The organism is Sphingopyxis selenitireducens, from assembly GCF_051550705.1.
Classification (GTDB): domain Bacteria; phylum Pseudomonadota; class Alphaproteobacteria; order Sphingomonadales; family Sphingomonadaceae; genus Sphingopyxis.
In genome coordinates, this window is record NZ_JBPULG010000001.1 from 684093 (window position 1) to 704052 (window position 19960).

Consider the following 19960-nt stretch of genomic DNA (forward strand, 5'->3'; position numbering starts at 1 on the left):
CCCACGCGGAGAAAACCTAATGATAAGTATTAATTTGTAAAGTGTGACGACAGCAGGCGCCCGGTCTAAGAAGGGCACAATAAATCTCGTAAAAAAAAGGTATTCTCCGCTCTATGTCCTCGAAATCCTCGCCTGTTTCGGCTTTGCGTAGCTTTATCAAAAGCGAAAGCGCTGGCGGGATGCTGCTGATTTTCGCAGCCATTATGGCGATGATTGTTGCCAATTCACCTTTTGGCGACACCTATCATCATGTGATCCATGCCATCACGGGCCCGGTGCTGACCGACAAGCTCGGTCCGATGACCGTCCATCTGTGGATCAACGACGGCTTGATGGCGATTTTCTTTCTGCTTGTCGGGCTGGAAATCAAACGCGAGTTCGTCGACGGGCGGCTCGCAAGCTGGGACCGGCGGCGGCTGCCGTTCATTGCCGCGGCGGCGGGCATGGCGGTGCCGGCGATGCTCTATATATTCTTTGCCGGCAGCACGCCGGGGCTGGCGCAGGGCTGGGCGATCCCGGCCGCGACCGATATCGCCTTTGCGATCGGGGTGCTCGCCTTGCTCGGCAAGCAGGCGCCGACTTCGCTCAAACTCTTCCTCGTTACCGTCGCGATCGTCGACGACATGGGCGCAGTGGCGATCATCGCGCTCTTCTACACCGCAAAGCTCAACCTGATCGCGCTGGCGGCTGCAGCGGCGATCCTCGCCGTGATGACAATCTGCAACCGCTCGGGCATCCGTCACCTCGCCATCTATCTGCTGCTGTTCGCTTTGCTCTGGTATGCGATGCTGCTCTCGGGCGTCCATGCCACGATCGCGGGCGTACTCGCCGCAATGACCATTCCGTTCGACCGCACCCCGGACGCGCCCGACAGCGCGACCTCCCCGCTCCACCGCCTCGAACACGCCCTGCACCCATGGGTCGCCTTTGCCATCGTACCGCTGTTCGGCTTCGCCAATGCCGGGGTCGATATGTCGGGACTGACGATGGACCAGCTGTTCGCTCCCTTGCCGCTCGGCATCGCCGCGGGCCTGTTTCTGGGCAAGCAGATCGGCATCTTCGGCAGCGTCTGGCTCAGCGTCAGGCTCGGCATCGCCGGCCGCCTGCGCGGAGCGACCTGGCTGCAGGTCTATGGTGTGTCGTTGCTCTGCGGCATTGGCTTTACGATGAGCCTGTTCATCGGCGGCCTTGCCTTCCCGGGCGACCCGCTGCTGATCGAAGAGGCAAAGATCGGCACGTTGATGGGCTCGCTCGTCGCCGCACTGATCGGCTTTGCCGTGCTGCGCTTCGCCCCTTCGCACCCCGATCACAACGCGACCGAGGCGGCATCCGATGCCGAAATCGCCCGCGATGGCGATGTGCGCGACACGTCCGAAACTCTCGGGATGGAGAAAAGCTGATGCGCGTTGCCCTCATCCTGTCGGCCATGGCGTCGACCGCCCTCTCTGGTTGTGCGGCGTCCGACACGCCTCGCCCCGCAAGCCCCGCACAGGTTCCGGCCGTAGAGGTCCGCCACATAGCGGCATCGGCGGAGGCGATGAACGCGATCGCCATCGACTATCTGTCACTCAGTCTCGAAATCGGGACGCATGAAGCAGGCTATATCGACGCCTATTATGGCCCGGCGGAGCTCCGCACGGCGGCGGAGGCGAGCCCGCGCGACAAGCCCGCACTGCTCACCGCGACGCGCGCGCTGATGGCCCGGCTCGATACGGCTGCGCGGCGATTGTCCGCACCGCTCGACCGCCGCCGCGCAGCCTTCCTGCGCGCCCAATTGCGCGCTGCCGAAACGCGGTTGTTGATGATGCAGGGCACGCGCTTTTCCTTCACCGACGAGGCGGAGCGGCTCTTCGGGGTGCGCCCCGTGCTGAAACCGCTCGCCAGCTATGACGGCGAACTCGCGAAGATCGCGGCGCTGGTTCCCGGCGACGGCCCGCTCGCAGCGCGGGTCGAAACCTATCTCGACCGCTTCACCATCCCCAAAGACCGGCTGCAAAAAACCTTCGAAGCGGCGATCGCCCGCTGCCGGGGGCGCAGCATGGCGCATATCCCGATGCCGGAGGGCGAGAGTTTCCGGCTGGAGTTCGTCACCGGCAAAAGCTGGAGCGGCTATAATTATTATCAGGGCGGCTATCACAGCCTGATTCAGGTCAATACCGACCTGCCGATCCGCCTGTCGCGCGCGCTCGATCTGGGCTGTCACGAGGGCTATCCCGGCCACCATCTCCTCAACATGAAGCTGGAGGAAAAGCTGGTGAAAGAGCGCGGCTGGCCCGAATTCAGCGTCTATCCGCTCTACAGCCCGCAAAGCCTGATCGCCGAAGGCAGCGCCAATTACGGCATCGACCTTGCCTTTCCGGAGAGCAGCAAGGCCGAAACCGAGCGCGACATATTAATGCCCATCGCCGAAATCGCTGTGCCGGCCGACGACCGCTATTGGCAGCTGCTCGCGGCGATCGACCGCGCATCCGGCGCACGGCTGACGATCGCCCAGCAATATCTCGATGGCCAGATCGACCGGCCCACCGCCGTCGCGCTGACGCAGAAATATCTGCTCGTCTCGCCCGCCCGCGCCGAACAGTCGGTCAGCTTCACCGAACAATATCGCAGCTATGTGATCAATTATGGGCTCGGCGAGGCGATGGTTCGCGGCTATATCGAGCACGGTAAACCGACCCGCGAGGAAATGTGGCGCCGTATGGCAAAGATCATCAGCGAACCCACCCTGCCCAAGGATCTGCTGACGCGATGAAACGCGGCACGTCCCTGTTGTGGCTCGGTCAGGCCGGATCGCCGCGGCGTCCCCCGGCGGGTGTGGCCCCGCACGGCTGAACGAACCGGCGCGCCCGCGCGCGCCGCCAATATTTCCGTTTACCCGTGACACCCAGCAAAGGGACCATGACCCATGCTCGATAAAAATGACGTTCATCTCCGCATCGAAAACCCCGACATGAAGGATTATGGCGTCTATCTCGCCGTCGATCGCCTGCTCGATTGCCAGAAGCCGCTCGCCGATCTTTGCACCCCCGACGAACTCCAGTTCCAGATCGTCCATCAGGTCGAGGAATTGTGGATGAAGCTGATCGCCTTCACCCTCGCCGAAATCGATGGCCATATGGCGGCGGGAGAGACAATGCGCGTCCTCTCGCTCTTCACCCGCGTCCACCAGCTGATGCGGCTGATGACCGACCAGCTCGCGTTGCTCGAGACGATGAGCCCGTTCGACTATCAGTCGATCCGGCTCCAGCTCGGCAACGGATCGGGGCAGGAAAGCCCCGGATTCCAGCTGCTGCTCACCCTGCCCCAGCCCTTGTGGGCGCGCTACAAGGACGCCTATCTCGACCCCACGGCACGCAGCGTCGCCGATGTTTACGACACTGGCTACAAGCATGACGAAGCCTATATGGTCGCCGAGGCGCTGATCGAGTTCGACGAGCTGTTCCAGCTGTTCCGCTCGCACCATATCCAGCTGATCCACCGCTCGATCGGCATGGGGTCGAAATCGCTGAAGGGCCGCCCGGTCGAGCTTTTGAACGCGGGCGCACGCCACCGCTTCTTCCCCGAACTTTGGGATATTCGCGCCGAAATGACCGACCGCTGGGGCGCCGAATATGGTGTGAAGCGCGACAGCATCAGCGGCGCCCCCGCTGGTCATGGCAGCGGACTGTGACCGGCGCGCTGCTCCCGCCCGCCGTCGCGGGCCGCTTTCACCTGCCGGCTGACGCGGTCTATCTCAAAAGCCACAGCGTGGGGTGCCAGCCCCGCGCTGCGGCGGACGCGCTTCAGGCGCGACTGCTCGCTCCCTGGCGCGAGCAGGGCGAGGCCTGGCCCGACTGGATCGCCGCGATCGACGACTGGCGCGCGTCGCTGGGCGGGCTGATCGGCGTCGAGGCGCGCGACCTGTGCCCAGCCACCAATGTCAGCGCGGGCCTGTCGCGCTATATTTCGGCATTGGGTCAGGCGACGACGCGCCGCACGATCCTGCTCGCCCCCAGCGCCTTCCCGACGATCGGCTATGTCGCGAGCGGGCTCGCCGCGGCGGGGTGGACGACGCGCTATCTGCCCGATGATGCCGACGTGCGCGACCCCGCAAGCTGGACGGCGGCACTGAACGACGATGTCGCGCTGGTGATCGCGATGCACGTCAGCTCGAACAGCGGCGCGCTCGCCGACCTCGCGGGGATCGCGGCGGTGGCAAAGGCGGCCGGCGCACGCTGCATCGCCGATTGCGCGCAGTCGGTCGGGGTTGTGCCGGTCACGCCGGCCCTATGGGGCGTCGATGCCGTGTTCGGCACCAGCGTCAAATGGCTGTGCGGCGGCCCCGGCGCGAGCTGGCTGTGGGTCGCGCCGCACGACCGCACCGCGCTCGATCCCGCCGAGCGCGGCTGGTGGAGCCATGACAATCCGTTCGAGATGGATATCCACGACTTCCGCTATGCACCCGACGCGCGGCGCTGGTGGGGCGGCACGCCCGACGTCGCGCCGTTCATCCTGTCGATGGCGGGGATGTCCGAAATCGCGGCAATCGGGGTCGAGGCGATCGGCGCGCACAACCGCGTGCTGCAGACGATGCTGAGCGAACAGCTCGAAGCGAAGACGCCTGAATGGCGCTGGCCGACGGGCGACATCGGCGGCACCCTGTGCATCGACACCGGCGCTGATCAGCCGCGCGTCGCAGCGGCACTGGACGCGCATCGACTTCGCGCCGATTTTCGCGGGTCGATCCTGCGATTATCCTTCCATGCCTATAATGGCGTGGCCGATGTCGAGCGCGTGGTGCGGGCGCTGGCCTGAATAATTCCGTTCGCATCGAGCGAAGTCGAGATGCCCCTCGGTGGGGCACACCCTCCCGGTGTCGCGACTTCGCTCGACACGAACGGAATTCAGAGTCGGTGAACTACTCCGCCGCCATCGCCATTTCGACGCGCTGCGGGCCGCGGATAACGCCGCCGGGGGTCGGCCCCTGCATTTCGCCATCCTTGAAGGTCACCTGCCCCGACTTCACCGTCGCGACATAGCCGTCGGCCTTTTGCAGCAGGCGCTTGCCCCCTGCGGGCAAATCGAACGCCAGCCATGGCTTGCCGAGCTTGATCGCATCCATATCGATGACGTTCAGATCGGCGAGATAGCCCGGTGCAAGCACGCCGCGATCCTCAAGCCCATAGAGGATCGCCGTGTCGCGGCACTGGCGCTTGATCGCATGTTCCAGCCCGATGCGATTGCCGTTGCGGTCGCGAACCCAATGCTGGAGCATGAAGGTCGGCGAGGCGGCGTCGCAGATCGTCCCGCAATGTGCGCCGCCGTCGGACAGGCTGTTCACCGTGTCATCGGCGGCCTGCAGATCCTCGAGGAAATTGAGGTTGCCGTCACGATAGTTCAAAATCGGGAAATAGATGAAGCCCTTGCCGTCGTCCTTCATCAGCAGGTCATAGGCATATTCGGACGGCGAAACCCCCGCCGCCGCCGCGCGCGCCATGATGCTTTCGTCCATCTTCGGCTCGTAATTGAAATCGGGGTCCATTTCGAACTGCACCGGCCAGCCGAGGGCAACGACCTTGAGGAAGTCGATGATGTCGCTTTCGGGCCAGATATTTTCCTCTTCGATCATCCGCGCCTTGAACGCCGGATCGCGCAGCTTCGCGAGCTGCTGGTCCCACGGCAGGTCGATAATCTCGTTCCACGCGGGCTTGAAGCGGAACGGATGCACCGTCCCCTGCCACGCCATGATCACGCCGTTGCCGCGCAGCGCGATCTGCGCGACAATATTCGCGCCGGTCGCATTCTGCTTCCGCATTTCGGAGATTTGCTCCTCCAGCGGCAATTCCTTGGCGATCGACTGGAGCGCGGCGAAGGTCACCGGCAGGCCCGTTTCGCGGCTGAGGTCGCCCATCCACTGAAACTCGTTCCACTCGCGCTTCATGTCGCTCGCCATTTCGAACACGCCATAACCGACGCGCCCCATGGCGCGGCCGATCGCGATCAGCTCTTCCGCGGTCGCGGTGGTTCCGGGCACCAGTTCGCCGTCGATCGATTTGTGAAGCACGGTGCGGCTGGTCGAGAAACCGAGCGCCCCCGCGCGAACGCCTTCCTCGACGATCCGCGACATTTCGGCGATATCCGCGTCGGTCGGGATTGCACCGGGCTTTTCGCGGTCGCCGAGCACATAGGCACGCACCGCGCCGTGCGGGACGTGGCAGGCCACATCGACGGTGCGCGGCAGCCGCTCAAGCGCGTCCATATATTCGGGGAAGGTTTCCCAATCCCACGACATGCCTTCGGCCAGCGCGGTGCCGGGAATATCCTCGACGCCTTCCATCAGCGAAATCAGCCAGTCGTGGCGGTCGGGCTTGGCGGGGGCGAAGCCGACGCCGCAATTGCCCATCACGACCGTGGTGACGCCGTGCCAGCTCGACGGCGCCATTTCGGCGTCCCAGGTCGCCTGACCGTCATAATGGGTGTGAACGTCGACGAAGCCGGGCGTGACGATCTTGCCGCTCGCGTCGATTTCTTCGCGTCCGGCGCCAAGGTTTTGGCCCACAGCGACGATCCGGTCGCCATCGACCGCCACGTCCGCGACAAAGGAATTTCCGCCCGTTCCGTCGACGATCGTGCCGCCGCGAATCACCAGATCATGCATGTCCGCTCTCCCGATTTTTTTAGTTTCACCCAAAAACCTATCATCAAAATCGCGATATGCAAATAAACGCGCAAGCGGCGTTCCAGGGCGCTATGATGCGGGCGTAAATGCCAAGGGAGTCGATGCCATGATCCGCCCGCTTACCCCCACCTTCCTGCTCGCCATCCTGCTCGCCACGACCGCGACACCGCTCGCCGCGAAACCGGTCAAAGCCCCCGATTATAGCGCCGCGCTCGCCGATCCGGCGCGCCCCGCCGCCGACCGGACCCGCGACGCCGCGCGCAAGCCCGCCGAACTGCTCGCCTTTGCCGAGATCGCGCCGGGCAAACAGGTCGGCGATTTCGTGATGGGCGGCGGCTATGTCACCCGCCTGCTCGCCGCCGCGGTCGGCCCCAAGGGCCGCGTCTATGCCTTTCAGCCCGCCGAATTCATCGGCTTCAAAAAACAATATGGCGACGATCAGGCTGCGATCGACGCGGCCTATGCCAATGTCGATGCGGTCGCGGGACCTTTCGCTGCGCCCGCCTTCCCCGCATCGCTCGACACGATCATCACGGTCCAGAATTTCCACGATCTGTACCTGAAACCCTTCCCCGAAGGCACGGGGGACAAGGCGAGCGCCGCGCTGTTCGCGGCATTGAAGCCCGGCGGGACGTTGGTCGTCGTCGATCACAGCGCCGCCGACGGCAGCGGCACCAGCCTGTCCGACAGCCTCCACCGCATCGACAAGGCTGCGGTCGTCGCCGCGCTGACCAAAGCGGGCTTCACGCTTGAAGCGTCGAGCGATCTCTATAAACGCAGCGACGACCCGCGCACCGCGAACGTCTTCGACCCCGCGATCCGCGGCAAGACCGACCAGTTCGCCCTGCGCTTTCGCAAACCGAAATAAGGACCAACATGGCCGACGATGATTATGTCTATGACGAAGCGAGCGGCGAATGGATGTCGGCGAGTGACATTGCCGCGCGCGATGCCGCAGCGGCGGCAGGCCCCGAGGTCCGCGACGCGGTCGGCAATCTGCTCGCCGATGGCGACTCGGTCGCACTGATCAAGGATCTGACCGTCAAAGGCGCGGGCCAGACGCTGAAGGTCGGCACGGTGATCAAGTCGATCCGCCTGACCGGCGACGCCCAGGAAATCGACTGCCGCCACGACGGGATCAAGGGGCTGGTGCTACGCGCGGAGTTTGTGCGGAAGCGGTAAAACAACCGTCGCCCCCGCGAAGGCGGGGGCCGTTGTCGGCCTGTCGCGACGGGGCGGCCCATGTGGCCAGCGGCCCCCGCCTTCGCGGGGGCGACTGCTTTCTTTACCCCAACGTCCCTTTGCGCGGCCCCAGATAACCGAACAGATACGCCCCGACCTTGCGCATCTGAATCTCCTCGGCGCCCTCGGTGATACGATAGCGGCGGTGGTGGCGGTAAATATGTTCGAACGGTTTGTGCCGCGAATAACCGATGCCGCCATGGACCTGCATCGCGCGGTCGGCGGCTTCGCAGCACAGCCGGTTCGCCCAGTAATTGCACATGCTGACCTTGTCGGACAGATTATGCTCGACCTCCTTGTGCGGCATATTGTCCATGTCCCACGCGGTCTTGCGGATCAGCAGGCGCAGCATTTCGGCCTGCGTCGCCAGCTCGACGAGCGGGAACTGGATCGCCTGATTCTTCGCCAGCGCTTCGCCGAACGGCTTGCGCTCGCGCGCATATTTCACGCTTTCCTCGATGCAGAAGACCGCCGCGCCCAGCGATGACGCCGCCTGACGGATGCGGTTCTGATGGACGAAGCTCTGCGCGATCGACAGCCCGCCATCGACGGGGCCAAGCCGTGCGCTGTCGGGCACCCAGACATCGGTGAAGGTCATGCGCGGATGGTCCGTCGGCATGTTGAAGGTCCACATATATTCGTCGACCGTCATCCCCGGCGTGCCAGTGGGGACCAGCAAGCATGAAATCCCCTTGGCATCGCCGTCCTTGCCGCTGGTGCGGCAAAAGGTCGCACAGTGGGTCGCGACATGCATGCCGGTGATCCACATCTTGCGCCCGTTGATCAGCCAGCCGTCGACGCCGTCGCGGGTCTCACGCACGGCGCGGGTTTCCATATGCGTCGCGTCGGACCCATGATCGGGTTCGGTCAGGCCGAATGCGGTACGGCGCTTGCCCTCGAACCCGCCCAGAATGAATTCCTGCTTCTGTTCGTCATTCTGAGCAAATTGTTCGAACATCTCGACGAATGGGAAATTGCCGACGATGCTATGTTCGTTCTGCAGGTCGTTGTGGAGCCCGAGCCCCTTCGCCGCGAAATGCTCGCGGATCACCGCCATCCACAGGTTCGATCCGTCCTTGCCGCCGTACTTCTTTGGCGCCGAGAAACGCCAGTGGCCCGCGGCATCGGCCTTGCGCGTCGCCTGCTTCAGCAACTGCTCCCAGTCGTGGCGCGGCAGTCCCTGATTGTCCCAGTCGGTGCGGCTATGTTCGCGGCGATGGTCAAAGAAGCGGATATTGTCGTCGGCAAGTTCCAGCGGCTTGATCTCGGCCGCGATAAACGCATCGAGTTCATCGAGATACGCCTGCAGGTCGGCGGGCATCGCAAAATCCATATGTGTCTCTCCCGTGTTTTTCTATCCGCCCCACGCATCGCGGGCGCGCGCCAGCGCGGCATATTTGGGGCTGTCGATCGTGCATTTGTCGAGTGCGGCGCGGCGCAGCCTTGCCAGCAACCCCGGCTCGGCGAGTGTCGTGGAGCCCGACAAAAATGCTTCGGCGAGCCCCTTGTCCTCGGCGCGCACCCCGGCGTCGAGGTCGCGCATGATAATCCCGAGTGCATTCATCGCGACCGCCACCTCGAATTTCGCATGGCCTTCGGCGCGCGGCTTGATCGCATCGCCCAGCCAGTTGCGCACCGCCTGCACCATTTCGGCATTGGTCGGCTCGCCCACCGGCGCCGCGGCTGCGGCGGGCGGCGATGGCAGCGCGCGGGCGCGTTCGTCCGCAGGCGCCCCCTCTTCCAGCAGCTGCAACAGGTCGAGCTCCTGTTCGGCGGTGCGCCGCCCGATTACCACGCGCTCGACCGTCGTATCGGCGCCGCTGCGCCACGCCTGCCCCATCTGCAAACAGCCAAGCGCCCACCACAGGGTGCGATAGACAAGCCAGAAGTGAAAGCGGTCACGGTCTACGGTCATGCCGCCCGCGCCCTCATAGGCGGCAAAATATTCGTCGAGGCTGCCGATGCCGAACGCGGGCTTGTCGAGCTGGCCGAACCGCCACACGGTCATGCAGCCGAAGGCCAGATCCTCATGCGCGTCGCCGCGATGCGCCAGCTCCCAGTCCAGCACGGCGGCGAGCCCGTTCGCATCGACCATGATATTGCCCATGCGATAATCGCTATGGACGAGGACCGGTTCGACCGGCGCGGGCAGATGATCCTCGCACCATTTGATCGCAAGCGCGATGACCGGACGGTCGCCGCCATAGGACAGGAAACGCCTCTTCAGTTCTGCAAGCGCGTCCGCCGTATCCATGAGCGGGATCGCCGCCGGAATGACCTCGGCGGGCAGCGCATGGATACGCGCCAGTTCGCGGCCGAGATCGGCGATCAGCGACGGCGGCGGGCTGGCGAGAATCTTCGCCGGGCTGACCTCGGCCATCACGCGCCGCATCACATAGCCGGTCCCCATGCCGTCAGCATCGCCCAGCACGCCCGTCACCTCGGGCGCCTTTACGCCGCCGGCATGCGCCGCCATCACCAGCGCCGCCTCATCGACATGGGCGAAGGGACGGTCGGCCATATATTCGGCCGACGGCGCGCGGCGCAGGACATAGGCTCCGCTACCCCCCGGCCCCGTCCACTCGAACGCCCAGCTTTCCATATTCGCGCCGCCTGACAGGCGCGACAGCCCCGAAAGCGTGCCGGGTCCGGCGGTGCGGGTCATGAAGGCGGAGAGCGGTTCGGTCAAATCAGCCATTACTTACCTTGCTAAGTATTTTGTCTCACGGCAAGCCGCAATCGGCTTTGGATGTCGGTCTTCGTCGATCCGGCGCTACATTGTGAACCGCACCCGGTTCAAATAATAGGAGACCACCGGCTTTCCCGCTGCGTCGAGCGCAGGTTCAAACGCCGCGCGGCGCATGATCCCCTTGCACACCGCCTCGTCGAACTCGGCCGGTCGCGTCGATTGCTGGATATGACAACTGGCGGGCTTTCCAGCCGCGTCGACAACCAGCCGGAAATAGACGAGGGCCTGATTGCCGCGCATGAGCATTCCAGGCGGATAGTCGTTGCTGTTCAACCACTTTCCCGGATTGCCCGTCGGCGTCGCCCGCCGCGACAAATTCCGATGCGCTTCCACGTCGATTTCCCATCCGCGCAGCAAGTCGTCGGTACAGGCTGCCAGCGCCTTCATCGGCGCCCCCATCGATCCCGTCTCAAGCCGCACCGCCGGCTTGCCCCGCATCCGTATTTCCACCGACGTCACCGCCGCATTCCGCGCCGGATCGATTTCAGGGAGCGCGGTGAAGGCGAAATCATCCTTCTTCTGCTTGGCATTATGTTCGGCGACCGCCGCCACCCGCGCCGCGTCATTCCCGGCGACGATCATCCCGTCCAGAAAGATCAGCGCGGATACGCCGCTTTCCATCTTTCCGACCTCGAAACTCGCCTCCTGCTCGACTTCGCCGGGCGCGAACTGCACGACGGCCTCACGATAGTCGCTGCGAACGCTGACCGGCGAACCGGCCAAGGTCATATAGACGGTATCCCCCGGCTGGAACCGGTCGAAAACCATCACGACCTCGTCCTTTCCCGTGCCGAAGGACCGGGCAAGCCTGCAACTGTCGGCGGAATAATTGACGTGCCATTTCGACATGGGCGCCAGCCGCAGCGGCTCCCTCGCGGCAACGGTGGCCGGTACGGCGGCAAGTGCCCCCGCACTTGCCATGATGAGAGCGCCCCGCGCCCATGTCCCCTGTCTCATGATCCGAAATCTATCGGAGCATGGCAGAATGGCAATATGTTCAATGACGTGGCTGCACACTCATAGCGCGCCGTAGGACGCATAATCCTCGGCATGGGCGTTCGACCGGCGAAAGCTGGTGAAGCTCATGCTCGCCGACAGGTCGAGCGCCTCGACCTGATGCCACCAGCCGACGGGCAGGAAAATCGCTTCGCCCGGGCCGATCACCACTTCCAGCACCGGCGGCATGTCCGCGTCGCCCTCCCCGGCGGGCAACGCTTCATTGCCCCAGTCGGAAAAGCAATGCAGCCTGTTCCGCATCCGCGCAAAAGCCCACGGCGGCGCCATCCGCACCCGCTTGCGGCCCAGCACCTGGACCAACAGATTGTTGGTCAGGTCATGGTGCCACGGCGTCAGCGTGCCGCGCGGCCCCAGCCAGAAAAAACCGTCGCGGCCGCCCCGGTCGTCGAGCAAATCGATCGGCGCCAGATCGTCCCACAGAAAGCCGAGCGCTGCCGCGTTGGTGCCGCTGTTATAGGCGGTCAGATAAATATCGTTGCTCGCCTCATCCCCCCGGAGCCAGTCGATCAGTTCGGCGAAGCGGATCAGGCGGCGATGATCGTCCTTCACCAGCTCATAATCGGGATCGCGCGCGCGTTCGACCTGCGCCTCGACCACCGCGCCGCCGCCGGCCGCGGCGAAATGGTCGAGCGACCAGCGCTGGAGCGCAGGCCAGTGATCGATCAACCCGACGAGCTTCGCGGGCCGGTTCGCTTCATAATGGTGGCGATAGAAAAGGTCGGGATCGGGGCGCTCCAGCGTATCGAGCGCAAAGCCGCCGTCTGCCTCAAACGCCAGCCGCTGCTGATTGGCGAGCAGCCAGCCCTGCTTCGCCATTCGCGCCGCCTGCAACCGCAGCGCCGCCGCCAGCGGATCCTTCGCCAGCCGCTCGACCTCATATTTCGCCGCCGCCGCCGAAACGCCCGCCGCAACCAGACGCGCATGGAGCGCGGCATCATTCTCGCCTGCCGCCAGCCCTTCGGCGATCAGCCCGCGCTTGTCTGGCTGGGACATGGAAAACCCTCCTCCGCCCATAATGAGCATTCATGGATCGTGCCCAAGCGCATGCCCATGACAATCTGGTGACGCTCCCGAAACAACAAAACGGCCGTGAGCATCGCCCACGACCGCTTTGTTGTTTCACGCTGTCCGGCGCAGACCGGACGGATCATGGATCAGATCTTGCCGGTCAGTTCGGGAACGGCATTGAACAGATCGGCAACCAGACCGAAGTCGGCGACCTGAAAGATCGGCGCGTCCTCGTCCTTGTTGATCGCAACGATCGTCTTCGAATCCTTCATGCCGGCGAGATGCTGGATCGCGCCCGAGATGCCGATTGCGAAATAGACTTCCGGTGCGACGATCTTGCCGGTCTGGCCGACCTGATAGTCGTTGGGGACATAACCCGCATCGACCGCAGCGCGCGACGCGCCCAGCGCGGCGTTCAGCTTGTCTGCCAGCGGAACGATCACTTCCTGATATTTCTCGCTCGAACCCAGCGCACGGCCACCCGACACGATGATCTTCGCCGAGGTCAGTTCCGGACGGTCCTGCTTGGCGATTTCGGCGCCGACGAAGGTCGAGATGCCGGCATCGCTGCCTGCACCCACGGCTTCGATCGCACCCGAACCGCCGGAGGTGGCGGCCTTTTCGAACGCGGTGCCGCGCACGGTCAGGACCAGCTTAGCATCGCTGCTCTCGACGGTCGCGATCGCGTTACCGGCATAGATCGGGCGGGTGAAGGTCTTGGGACCCTCGACCGAAAGGATTTCGGAAATCTGCATGACATCGAGCAGCGCGGCGACGCGCGGCGCGATATTCTTGCCGGTGGTCGTTGCAGGCGCGAGGAAGGCGTCGTGCGACGCCATCAGATCGGCAACCAGCGGCGCGACATTTTCGGGCAGATTATTCGCAAAGGCAGCATTGTCTGCGACATGCACCTTGCCGACCCCGGCGATACCCGCGGCTTCCTTGGCAACCGCATCGACGCCCGAACCGGCGACGAGCAGATGGACTTCGCCAAGCTTCGACGCGGCGGTAACCACCGCAAGCGTGGCGTCCTTGACGGCGCTGCCGTCATGTTCGACCCAAACGAGCGTTTTCATGAGTGCACTCCCATCGCTTTCAGCTTGGCAACCAGTTCATCGACATCGGCAACCTTGACGCCGGCCGAGCGGACGGGCGGTTCCGAAACCTTGATCGTCTTGACGCGCGGCGCCGTGTCGACGCCATAATCGGCGGGCGACTTCGTATCGAGCGGCTTCGACTTCGCCTTCATGATGTTCGGCAGCGACGCATAGCGCGGCTCGTTCAGACGAAGGTCGGTGGTGACGATCGCGGGAAGCTTCAGCTTCACCGTTTCAAGGCCGCCATCGACTTCGCGGGTCACGTTGACATGATCGCTATCGACATTGACCGCGCTGGCGAAAGTGCCCTGCGCCCAGCCGGTCAGGGCTGCGAGCATCTGGCCGGTCTGGTTGTTGTCGTCGTCGATCGCCTGCTTGCCAAGGATGACAAGGCCGGGCTGTTCGGCTTCGGCGATCGCCTTGAAGATTTTCGCGAGCGCCAGCGGTTCGACGGCATCGTCGGTCTGCACCAGGATCGCACGGTCAGCGCCCATGGCGAGCGCGGTGCGCAGCGTTTCCTGGGCCTTTGCCGGGCCGACGGACACGGCGACGACTTCGGTCGCAACACCCTTTTCGCGCAAGCGAATCGCTTCTTCGACACCGATCTCATCGAACGGGTTCATCGACATTTTGACATTGGCAAGGTCAACGCCCGTACCGTCGGATTTGACCCGCGGCTTGACGTTATAATCGAGCACCCGCTTTACGGGGACGAGGATTTTCATAGCTTCAAAAGCTCCTCTCATGAATTTGTGCACTGCGCCATAATCGCGCTTTACGTTAACGTCAACTGACGTGTCTCTCGCCGGGGGAGGGATGAAAAGACAGGACGGGGCCTGACGCTATTGCACCTCGACCCCATGGAACGTCGCATGACCCCTCCCCCCTCGCGGGAAGAGGGGCCGAAGCTCAGGCTGCGCGGACTTCCGCGACGATCTTCTGCGCCGCATCGCCCAAGTCGTTGGCTGCAACGATCGGCAGGCCCGAATTGGCAAGGATATCCTTGCCTTCCTGGACGTTCGTGCCTTCGAGGCGAACGACCAGCGGAACCGACAGATTCACTTCCTTCGCCGCGGCAACGATGCCGTCGGCGATGATGTCGCATTTCATGATGCCGCCAAAGATGTTGACGAGGATGCCCTTCACGGCGGGGTCCTTGAGGATGATCTTGAACGCCGCGGTGACCTTTTCCTTCGAAGCGCCGCCGCCGACGTCGAGGAAGTTGGCCGGGAATTCGCCGTTGAGCTTGATGATGTCCATCGTCGACATCGCCAGACCCGCGCCATTGACCATGCAGCCGATGTTGCCGTCGAGCTTGATGTAAGCGAGGTCATATTCCGACGCTTCGACTTCGGCCGGATCTTCTTCGGTCAGGTCGCGCAGCTCGGCGAGGTCCTTGTGGCGGAACATCGCATTGCCGTCGAACGCCACCTTGGCGTCGAGCACGAGCAGTTCGTCGCCATCCTTGCCTTCGCAAACGGCAAGCGGATTGATTTCGATCTGCTCGGCGTCGGTACCGAGGAACGCAGCATAAAGCCCGCCAAGCACCTTGGCAGCCTGCTTCGCCAGATCGCCCGACAGCCCAAGGGCCGCGGCAACGCTGCGACCATGGTGCGGCTGAATGCCGGTCGCGGGATCGATCGTGATCGTGTGGATCTTCTCCGGCGTGTCGTGCGCGACGGTTTCGATGTCCATCCCGCCTTCGGTCGAGGCAACCACCGCAATGCGGCTGGTGGCGCGGTCGACGAGCAGCGCGAGGTAGAATTCCTGCTTAATGTCGGCGCCGTCGGTGATGTACAGACGGTTGACCTGCTTGCCCGCTTCGCCGGTCTGGATCGTCACCAGCGTATTGCCGAGCATATCCTTGGCATGCGCTTCGACCTCTTCGATCGTCTTGGCCAGGCGAACGCCGCCCTTCGCATCGGCGGGCAGTTCCTTGAACTTGCCCTTGCCGCGGCCACCGGCGTGAATCTGCGATTTGACGACATAAAGCGGCCCGGGGAGCTGCTTCGCCGCCGCAACGGCTTCTTCGACGGTCATTGCGGCAATGCCCTTGGGGACAGCGACGCCAAATTTTGCGAGCAGTTCTTTCGCCTGATATTCGTGAATGTTCATGAGGTCTGCCGGGCCTTTCGAGTCTGGGGCGGGGAGAATTGGCGCCGCCTAAGCACAAGTTTCGCGGCAACGCTACCCCTACGGCGCCCAGATTATCTTGTGCTCCGACAAGCCGGAGCGATCAGCCCGGCCTTTCTTTCACGATGATGAAAAGGGCGCGGCACCCGGCCGCACGGAAACGCAGCCTAGTTGAACGCGCAGAGCGCGGCCGAACTGATCGTCACCGTCAATATCTCGGGATCCCGCAGCGCCCGGACCTTGTGCGTGAACTGGGTCAGCGTCAGATTGTCGACGCGCTTGTCCTTCAGGCTGGCGAGCGAGCCGATACGGCGCAGCTGGGTCAGCGACAGCCGGTCGACCATGCGATCGGCCATGCAGGCGGCGATCGGTTGCGGCAGGCCCGCGTCGACCAGCCCGGTGCGCAGCCGCGTTTCGGGGGTCGCGCAGGCGGACAGTGCAAGCGGCAGGGTCAGCAAGGGAAGAGCGGCCCATTTCATATTGTCATTCTACCTTCCGTGGAACTCGGCAACCGCACCCGAAACCGCCTGCATCAATGCCATGCGGGCGGGAATGGGCGAGGTCGTGGTGCCGAGCATTACCACGATGGCATAGCGCGTGCCATCGGGCGCGGTCGCGATGCCAATATCATTGTAACCGGCGGTCATCCCTTTGAAATCCTGACCTGTTCCGGTCTTGTGGAGGAATTGCCAACCGGGGGGAAGGCCCGCCTTCAACCGCCGCGGGCCGCTCCGGGTGCGGCTCATCACATCGAGCAGATATTCGGTCGATTCGGGCGACAACAAGGTGCCACGCGCCAGCCGGGTCAATGCGCTGGCGATCGCCGCAGGGCTTGCGCCGTCGACCGGATTGGCGAGATAATTATCCATCGCCGCCTTGCGCTTCGCTTCGGGAAGCGCGGCGCGCGCGGCCTGGAACGCGCGGCCAACCGAATAGCTTTGCTGCCAGGTCAGTCCGGCGGTGCCGCTTTGCAGCAAGCGTTCGCCGGGGCCGAAGCGAATCGACCCCAGATCCTTTTTCGAGATGAAGCGGCGCACGGCTTCGGGCCCGCCGACGGTGCGCAACAGGCTGTCGTTCGCGGTGTTGTCGCTATGGGTGATCGCGGTTTCGATGAGGTCGCGGACGCTCATCGTCACCGATCCCTCGGCCTGAACACGCGCGGCAAGCGGTTGATGGAACAGAGTCAGGTCTTCGCGGCCGATGCGGACCGGCTGATCGAGGCGGACCCGCCCCTGATCGACGGCATCGAGGATGGACAAGACCACCCACAGCTTCGACACGCTCTGCTGCGGGAACAAATCATTGCCGCGCTGCGAAAGCGCCCATTCGCCATCGATGCGCTGAACGGCGATCCCGGTCATGCCGGGGAAACCCTTCCAAAGCTGGGCGATGCGGTCGTTAAGTCCAGCCGGCGGCCGGCGGAAACCGGGATCCATCGTTCCGCGCGGCGCGGGAGCGGCCGAGCGCACCGGCTGCCCGATCGGCACCGAAACCGATCCGCCGGGCCCGCGTGTCACCGGCGGCGCCTCGCGCGGCACGGCGCGCGGCTGCGGTACGATCGCGGCGCTGCTCACGCAGCCCGCCAGCACCACGGCGCCCATCGTCATGGCAAGCAGCGGCTTGCCGGAAACCCTTATTCTCATTCAAACCCCGCGGCTGCGACCGTCATCTCTTACCCCCGACCCTGTCGGCAACATGCGTCCCGCACGAAGCCCGGCCGAACCAGCGATTTGCGGTGAATGATTCCTCTTGCACGACCAGTCGCGGAACCCGCCGCGATCAGGGCGCCGGACGGGCGCGCACCAGCGTCGGATAAAGCCGTTTCAGCGCCGCGAGCTTGGGCGCGTCCCAGCGCACAATATATCCGTTCGACGGATTGCGGCGCATGAAATCCTGATGATTGGCCTCGGCCGGATAGAAACGCTTATAGCTTTCGACCGGCACCACGACGGGCTTTGCGAAATATCTGCCCTTGCCGATCTGCGCCAGATAGGCGCCCGCGACCTGACGCTGAACCGCATCCACCGGAACGATCGCGGCGCGATACTGGCTGCCGACATCGGGGCCCTGACGATTTTTGAGCGTGGGGTCGGCGACGACCGAAAATAATATGCGCAGCAAGGTGCCATAACTGACCTGGGTCGGATCATAGACGATCCGCACCGCCTCGGCATGGCCCGACTTTCCGTCGTGCGTCAGTTCATAGCGCGCGGTCGCGGCGCTTCCGCCATGATAGCCCGATTCGACCGAGATCACGCCTTTCACATGCGAAAAGACGCCCTCGACGCCCCAGAAACAGCCGCCGGCCAGAATGGCGGTCGCGCGCTTCGCCTTGACGGCGGGATCGACCGCTGCGGCTGGAAGCTGGACGGCACCCTCGGCCTGCGCCGGGGCACATTGGGCGACGATCACGCCCAAAAGCAGCGCCGCAAGGGCGCGAGAGGGGAAATGGCGACGCCGCGCCGTCACAGCGGCAGCGGAATCGCCGGGTGCTGGAATGCGACGATCAGGCCGCCAATGGCAAAGCCGGCGAGCATCGTCAGGAACCAGTCGGAGCGGAGCATGGCAAGCATGGGGAGAGCCCTTTTTTCTGTCTTCCGGTTTCGCGGCCAAGGCCGCCCTGTTCACACCGACGATATGGCACGCCCCAACCAGCCGCGCAGTGATGGCAATCACCCTAGGCATCGAGGCTTACTATACAGTGAACCGGGCGCTTAACCGTCGTTCATGTCCCAGATGGGGAGGAACGCCGGGATTACAAGACCGGTCGGTATAGAATGTCTACACCGACCGAAACTTGCCTTATGTCAGCGCGGCGCACGCCTGCTGGATGCGCACGCAGGCTTCCTTCAGCACCGCTTCCGACGTCGCATAGGACACACGGAATGCCGGCGACAGGCCAAAGGCGCCGCCGTGGACGGCCGCAACGCGCGCCGAATCGAGGAAATAGTCGATCAGCGCTTCGTCGCTGTCGATCAGCTTTCCGTCGGGGGTCTTCTTGCCCATGCAGCCCGACGCGTCGGGATAGACATAGAAGGCGCCATCGGGGGTCGGGCAATTGAGTCCCGGTGCGTCGTTGAGCATCGCGACGACCATGTCGCGGCGCTTCTTGAATGCGGCGTTGCGGTCGTCGAGGAACTGCTGCGGCCCGCCCAGCGCGGCAGCAGCGGCGGCCTGTGCGATCGAACAGGGGTTCGACGTCGACTGCGACTGCAGCTTGCCCATCGCCTTGATGATCCATGCGGGGCCGCCTGCATAACCGATGCGCCAGCCGGTCATCGCATAGGCTTTCGAGCAGCCGTTCACGGTCAGGATGCGGTCGATCAGGTCGGGGCAGCGCTGCGCCAGCGTCGAGAAGGCGAAATCGGCGTACCAGACATGCTCGTACATATCGTCGACCATCACCATTACATGCGGGTGGCGGCGAACGACTTCGCCGATCGCGTCGAGTTCCTGCGGCGAATAGGCGGCGCCCGACGGGTTCGACGGCGAGTTGAACATGATCCAGCGCGTCTTCGGCGTGATCGCGGCATCGAGCTGCGCCGGGGTGATCTTGTAATTCTGCGCCGCGGTGCCCTCGATGATCACCGGCTTGCCGCCACAGAAAGCGACGATGTCGGGATAGCTGACCCAATAGGGCGCCGGGATGATGACCTCGTCGCCCGCATCGACCGTCGCGACCAGCGCGTTGAACAGCGTGTGCTTGCCGCCGACGTTGACGCTGATCTGGTCGCGCTCGAAATCGAGGCCGTTGTCGCGGCGGAACTTGCCGCGGATCGCATCCTTCAGCGCGACGGTGCCGTCGACCAGCGTATATTTGGTCTGGCCGTTACGGATCGCTTCGATCGCGGCTTCCTTGACGAAGTCGGGCGTATCGAAGTCGGGCTCGCCTGCGCTCAGCCCAATGACATCGACGCCGTCCGCTTTCAGCTTGGTCACGCGCGCGGTCATTGCGAGCGTCGCCGAAGGCTGGATGCGGCCGAGTGCGGCCGAGACATGGGGCTTGAAAGTCGACATGGTGAAGCGTCCTTGCGAGAGGGCGGGTAACAGGAAATT

18 protein-coding genes are annotated in these 19960 nt (G+C 64.0%); 6 read left to right on the top strand and 12 right to left on the bottom strand.

What is annotated here, in order from left to right; translation table 11 throughout:
- Nucleotides 1–113: 113 nt before the first annotated feature.
- From nhaA to ACSYDV_RS03210, 4 genes are all read left to right on the top strand, one after another.
- On the top strand, nt 114–1400 hold the full coding sequence (gene nhaA / locus ACSYDV_RS03195; RefSeq protein ID WP_438322294.1) for a Na+/H+ antiporter NhaA: 1287 nt from the start codon (nt 114–116) through the stop codon (nt 1398–1400).
- Nucleotides 1400–2752 carry a hypothetical protein gene (locus ACSYDV_RS03200; protein WP_438322295.1) on the top strand — a complete coding sequence of 451 codons (1353 nt, stop codon included), beginning with the start codon at nt 1400–1402 and terminating at the stop codon, nt 2750–2752. Before nhaA ends, ACSYDV_RS03200 begins: the two co-directional genes overlap by 1 nt.
- Nucleotides 2753–2905: 153 nt before the next feature.
- Nucleotides 2906–3670: a tryptophan 2,3-dioxygenase family protein gene (locus ACSYDV_RS03205; RefSeq protein ID WP_438322296.1), complete on the top strand. Its 765-nt coding sequence runs from the start codon at nt 2906–2908 to the stop codon at nt 3668–3670.
- Nucleotides 3667–4794, top strand: coding sequence for an aminotransferase class V-fold PLP-dependent enzyme (locus tag ACSYDV_RS03210; protein ID WP_438322297.1), 1128 nt, complete (start codon nt 3667–3669; stop codon nt 4792–4794). Before ACSYDV_RS03205 ends, ACSYDV_RS03210 begins: the two co-directional genes overlap by 4 nt.
- Before the next feature lie 103 nt (nt 4795–4897).
- Here ACSYDV_RS03210 and ACSYDV_RS03215 read toward each other — a convergent pair whose 3' ends face one another.
- Nucleotides 4898–6637 (bottom strand): N-acyl-D-amino-acid deacylase family protein, encoded by a 1740-nt coding sequence (locus ACSYDV_RS03215; RefSeq protein WP_438322298.1) that lies wholly within the window; start codon nt 6635–6637, stop codon nt 4898–4900.
- A 127-nt stretch (nt 6638–6764) separates the two neighbouring features.
- On the opposite strand from ACSYDV_RS03215, the gene ACSYDV_RS03220 reads away from it, so the two are divergent.
- A complete protein-coding gene (locus ACSYDV_RS03220; RefSeq protein WP_438322299.1) occupies nt 6765–7526 on the top strand; it encodes a class I SAM-dependent methyltransferase in 762 nt (253 codons plus the stop codon).
- 8 nt (nt 7527–7534) lie between these two features.
- Entirely contained in the window at nt 7535–7840 is a 306-nt protein-coding gene (locus ACSYDV_RS03225; protein ID WP_438322300.1) for an alkylphosphonate utilization protein, read from the top strand.
- A 103-nt stretch (nt 7841–7943) separates the two neighbouring features.
- Here the strand turns inward: ACSYDV_RS03225 and ACSYDV_RS03230 are convergent, their stop codons facing one another.
- The 11 genes from ACSYDV_RS03230 to ACSYDV_RS03280 form a co-directional block, all read right to left on the bottom strand.
- Complete coding sequence (locus ACSYDV_RS03230) at nt 7944–9233, bottom strand: acyl-CoA dehydrogenase family protein (RefSeq protein ID WP_438322301.1); 1290 nt, start codon at nt 9231–9233, stop codon at nt 7944–7946.
- A 21-nt stretch (nt 9234–9254) separates the two neighbouring features.
- A complete protein-coding gene (locus ACSYDV_RS03235) occupies nt 9255–10598 on the bottom strand; it encodes a phosphotransferase (RefSeq protein WP_438322302.1) in 1344 nt (447 codons plus the stop codon).
- Nucleotides 10599–10673: 75 nt separating this feature from the next.
- Nucleotides 10674–11570: a TonB family protein gene (locus ACSYDV_RS03240; protein ID WP_438322303.1), complete on the bottom strand. Its 897-nt coding sequence runs from the start codon at nt 11568–11570 to the stop codon at nt 10674–10676.
- Between the two features lie 96 nt (nt 11571–11666).
- A complete protein-coding gene (locus ACSYDV_RS03245; RefSeq protein ID WP_438322304.1) occupies nt 11667–12659 on the bottom strand; it encodes a cupin-like domain-containing protein in 993 nt (330 codons plus the stop codon).
- Between the two features lie 161 nt (nt 12660–12820).
- A complete protein-coding gene (locus tag ACSYDV_RS03250) occupies nt 12821–13750 on the bottom strand; it encodes an electron transfer flavoprotein subunit alpha/FixB family protein (protein WP_438322305.1) in 930 nt (309 codons plus the stop codon).
- Nucleotides 13747–14496: an electron transfer flavoprotein subunit beta/FixA family protein gene (locus ACSYDV_RS03255; RefSeq protein WP_438322306.1), complete on the bottom strand. Its 750-nt coding sequence runs from the start codon at nt 14494–14496 to the stop codon at nt 13747–13749. Before ACSYDV_RS03255 ends, ACSYDV_RS03250 begins: the two co-directional genes overlap by 4 nt.
- 184 nt (nt 14497–14680) lie before the next feature.
- Nucleotides 14681–15886 carry an ADP-forming succinate--CoA ligase subunit beta gene (gene sucC, locus ACSYDV_RS03260; RefSeq protein ID WP_438322307.1) on the bottom strand — a complete coding sequence of 402 codons (1206 nt, stop codon included), beginning with the start codon at nt 15884–15886 and terminating at the stop codon, nt 14681–14683.
- Between the two features lie 185 nt (nt 15887–16071).
- Entirely contained in the window at nt 16072–16383 is a 312-nt protein-coding gene (locus ACSYDV_RS03265; protein WP_438322308.1) for a hypothetical protein, read from the bottom strand.
- Between the two features lie 9 nt (nt 16384–16392).
- Nucleotides 16393–17511, bottom strand: coding sequence for a serine hydrolase (locus ACSYDV_RS03270; RefSeq protein WP_438322309.1), 1119 nt, complete (start codon nt 17509–17511; stop codon nt 16393–16395).
- A gap of 172 nt (nt 17512–17683) precedes the next feature.
- Entirely contained in the window at nt 17684–18322 is a 639-nt protein-coding gene (gene msrA / locus ACSYDV_RS03275; protein ID WP_438322310.1) for a peptide-methionine (S)-S-oxide reductase MsrA, read from the bottom strand.
- A gap of 384 nt (nt 18323–18706) precedes the next feature.
- Nucleotides 18707–19921: a pyridoxal phosphate-dependent aminotransferase gene (locus ACSYDV_RS03280; RefSeq protein WP_438322311.1), complete on the bottom strand. Its 1215-nt coding sequence runs from the start codon at nt 19919–19921 to the stop codon at nt 18707–18709.
- Nucleotides 19922–19960 lie beyond the last annotated feature (39 nt).

Excerpts from the sequence above, each read along its gene's own strand:
- ACSYDV_RS03270 (WP_438322309.1), bottom strand. The coding sequence starts at position 17,511 with ATGACGATGGGCGCCGTGGTGCTGGCGGGCTGCGTGAGCAGCGCCGCG.
- ACSYDV_RS03215 (WP_438322298.1), bottom strand. The coding sequence starts at position 6,637 with ATGCATGATCTGGTGATTCGCGGCGGCACGATCGTCGACGGAACGGGC.
- nhaA (WP_438322294.1), top strand. The coding sequence starts at position 114 with ATGTCCTCGAAATCCTCGCCTGTTTCGGCTTTGCGTAGCTTTATCAAA.
- ACSYDV_RS03240 (WP_438322303.1), bottom strand. The coding sequence starts at position 11,570 with ATGGCAAGTGCGGGGGCACTTGCCGCCGTACCGGCCACCGTTGCCGCG.
- ACSYDV_RS03265 (WP_438322308.1), bottom strand. The coding sequence starts at position 16,383 with ATGAAATGGGCCGCTCTTCCCTTGCTGACCCTGCCGCTTGCACTGTCC.
- ACSYDV_RS03250 (WP_438322305.1), bottom strand. The coding sequence starts at position 13,750 with ATGAAAACGCTCGTTTGGGTCGAACATGACGGCAGCGCCGTCAAGGAC.
- ACSYDV_RS03235 (WP_438322302.1), bottom strand. The coding sequence starts at position 10,598 with ATGGCTGATTTGACCGAACCGCTCTCCGCCTTCATGACCCGCACCGCC.
- ACSYDV_RS03280 (WP_438322311.1), bottom strand. The coding sequence starts at position 19,921 with ATGTCGACTTTCAAGCCCCATGTCTCGGCCGCACTCGGCCGCATCCAG.
- ACSYDV_RS03220 (WP_438322299.1), top strand. The coding sequence starts at position 6,765 with ATGATCCGCCCGCTTACCCCCACCTTCCTGCTCGCCATCCTGCTCGCC.
- ACSYDV_RS03200 (WP_438322295.1), top strand. The coding sequence starts at position 1,400 with ATGCGCGTTGCCCTCATCCTGTCGGCCATGGCGTCGACCGCCCTCTCT.
- ACSYDV_RS03245 (WP_438322304.1), bottom strand. The coding sequence starts at position 12,659 with ATGTCCCAGCCAGACAAGCGCGGGCTGATCGCCGAAGGGCTGGCGGCA.
- ACSYDV_RS03230 (WP_438322301.1), bottom strand. The coding sequence starts at position 9,233 with ATGGATTTTGCGATGCCCGCCGACCTGCAGGCGTATCTCGATGAACTC.
- ACSYDV_RS03225 (WP_438322300.1), top strand. The coding sequence starts at position 7,535 with ATGGCCGACGATGATTATGTCTATGACGAAGCGAGCGGCGAATGGATG.
- sucC (WP_438322307.1), bottom strand. The coding sequence starts at position 15,886 with ATGAACATTCACGAATATCAGGCGAAAGAACTGCTCGCAAAATTTGGC.
- ACSYDV_RS03255 (WP_438322306.1), bottom strand. The coding sequence starts at position 14,496 with ATGAAAATCCTCGTCCCCGTAAAGCGGGTGCTCGATTATAACGTCAAG.
- ACSYDV_RS03205 (WP_438322296.1), top strand. The coding sequence starts at position 2,906 with ATGCTCGATAAAAATGACGTTCATCTCCGCATCGAAAACCCCGACATG.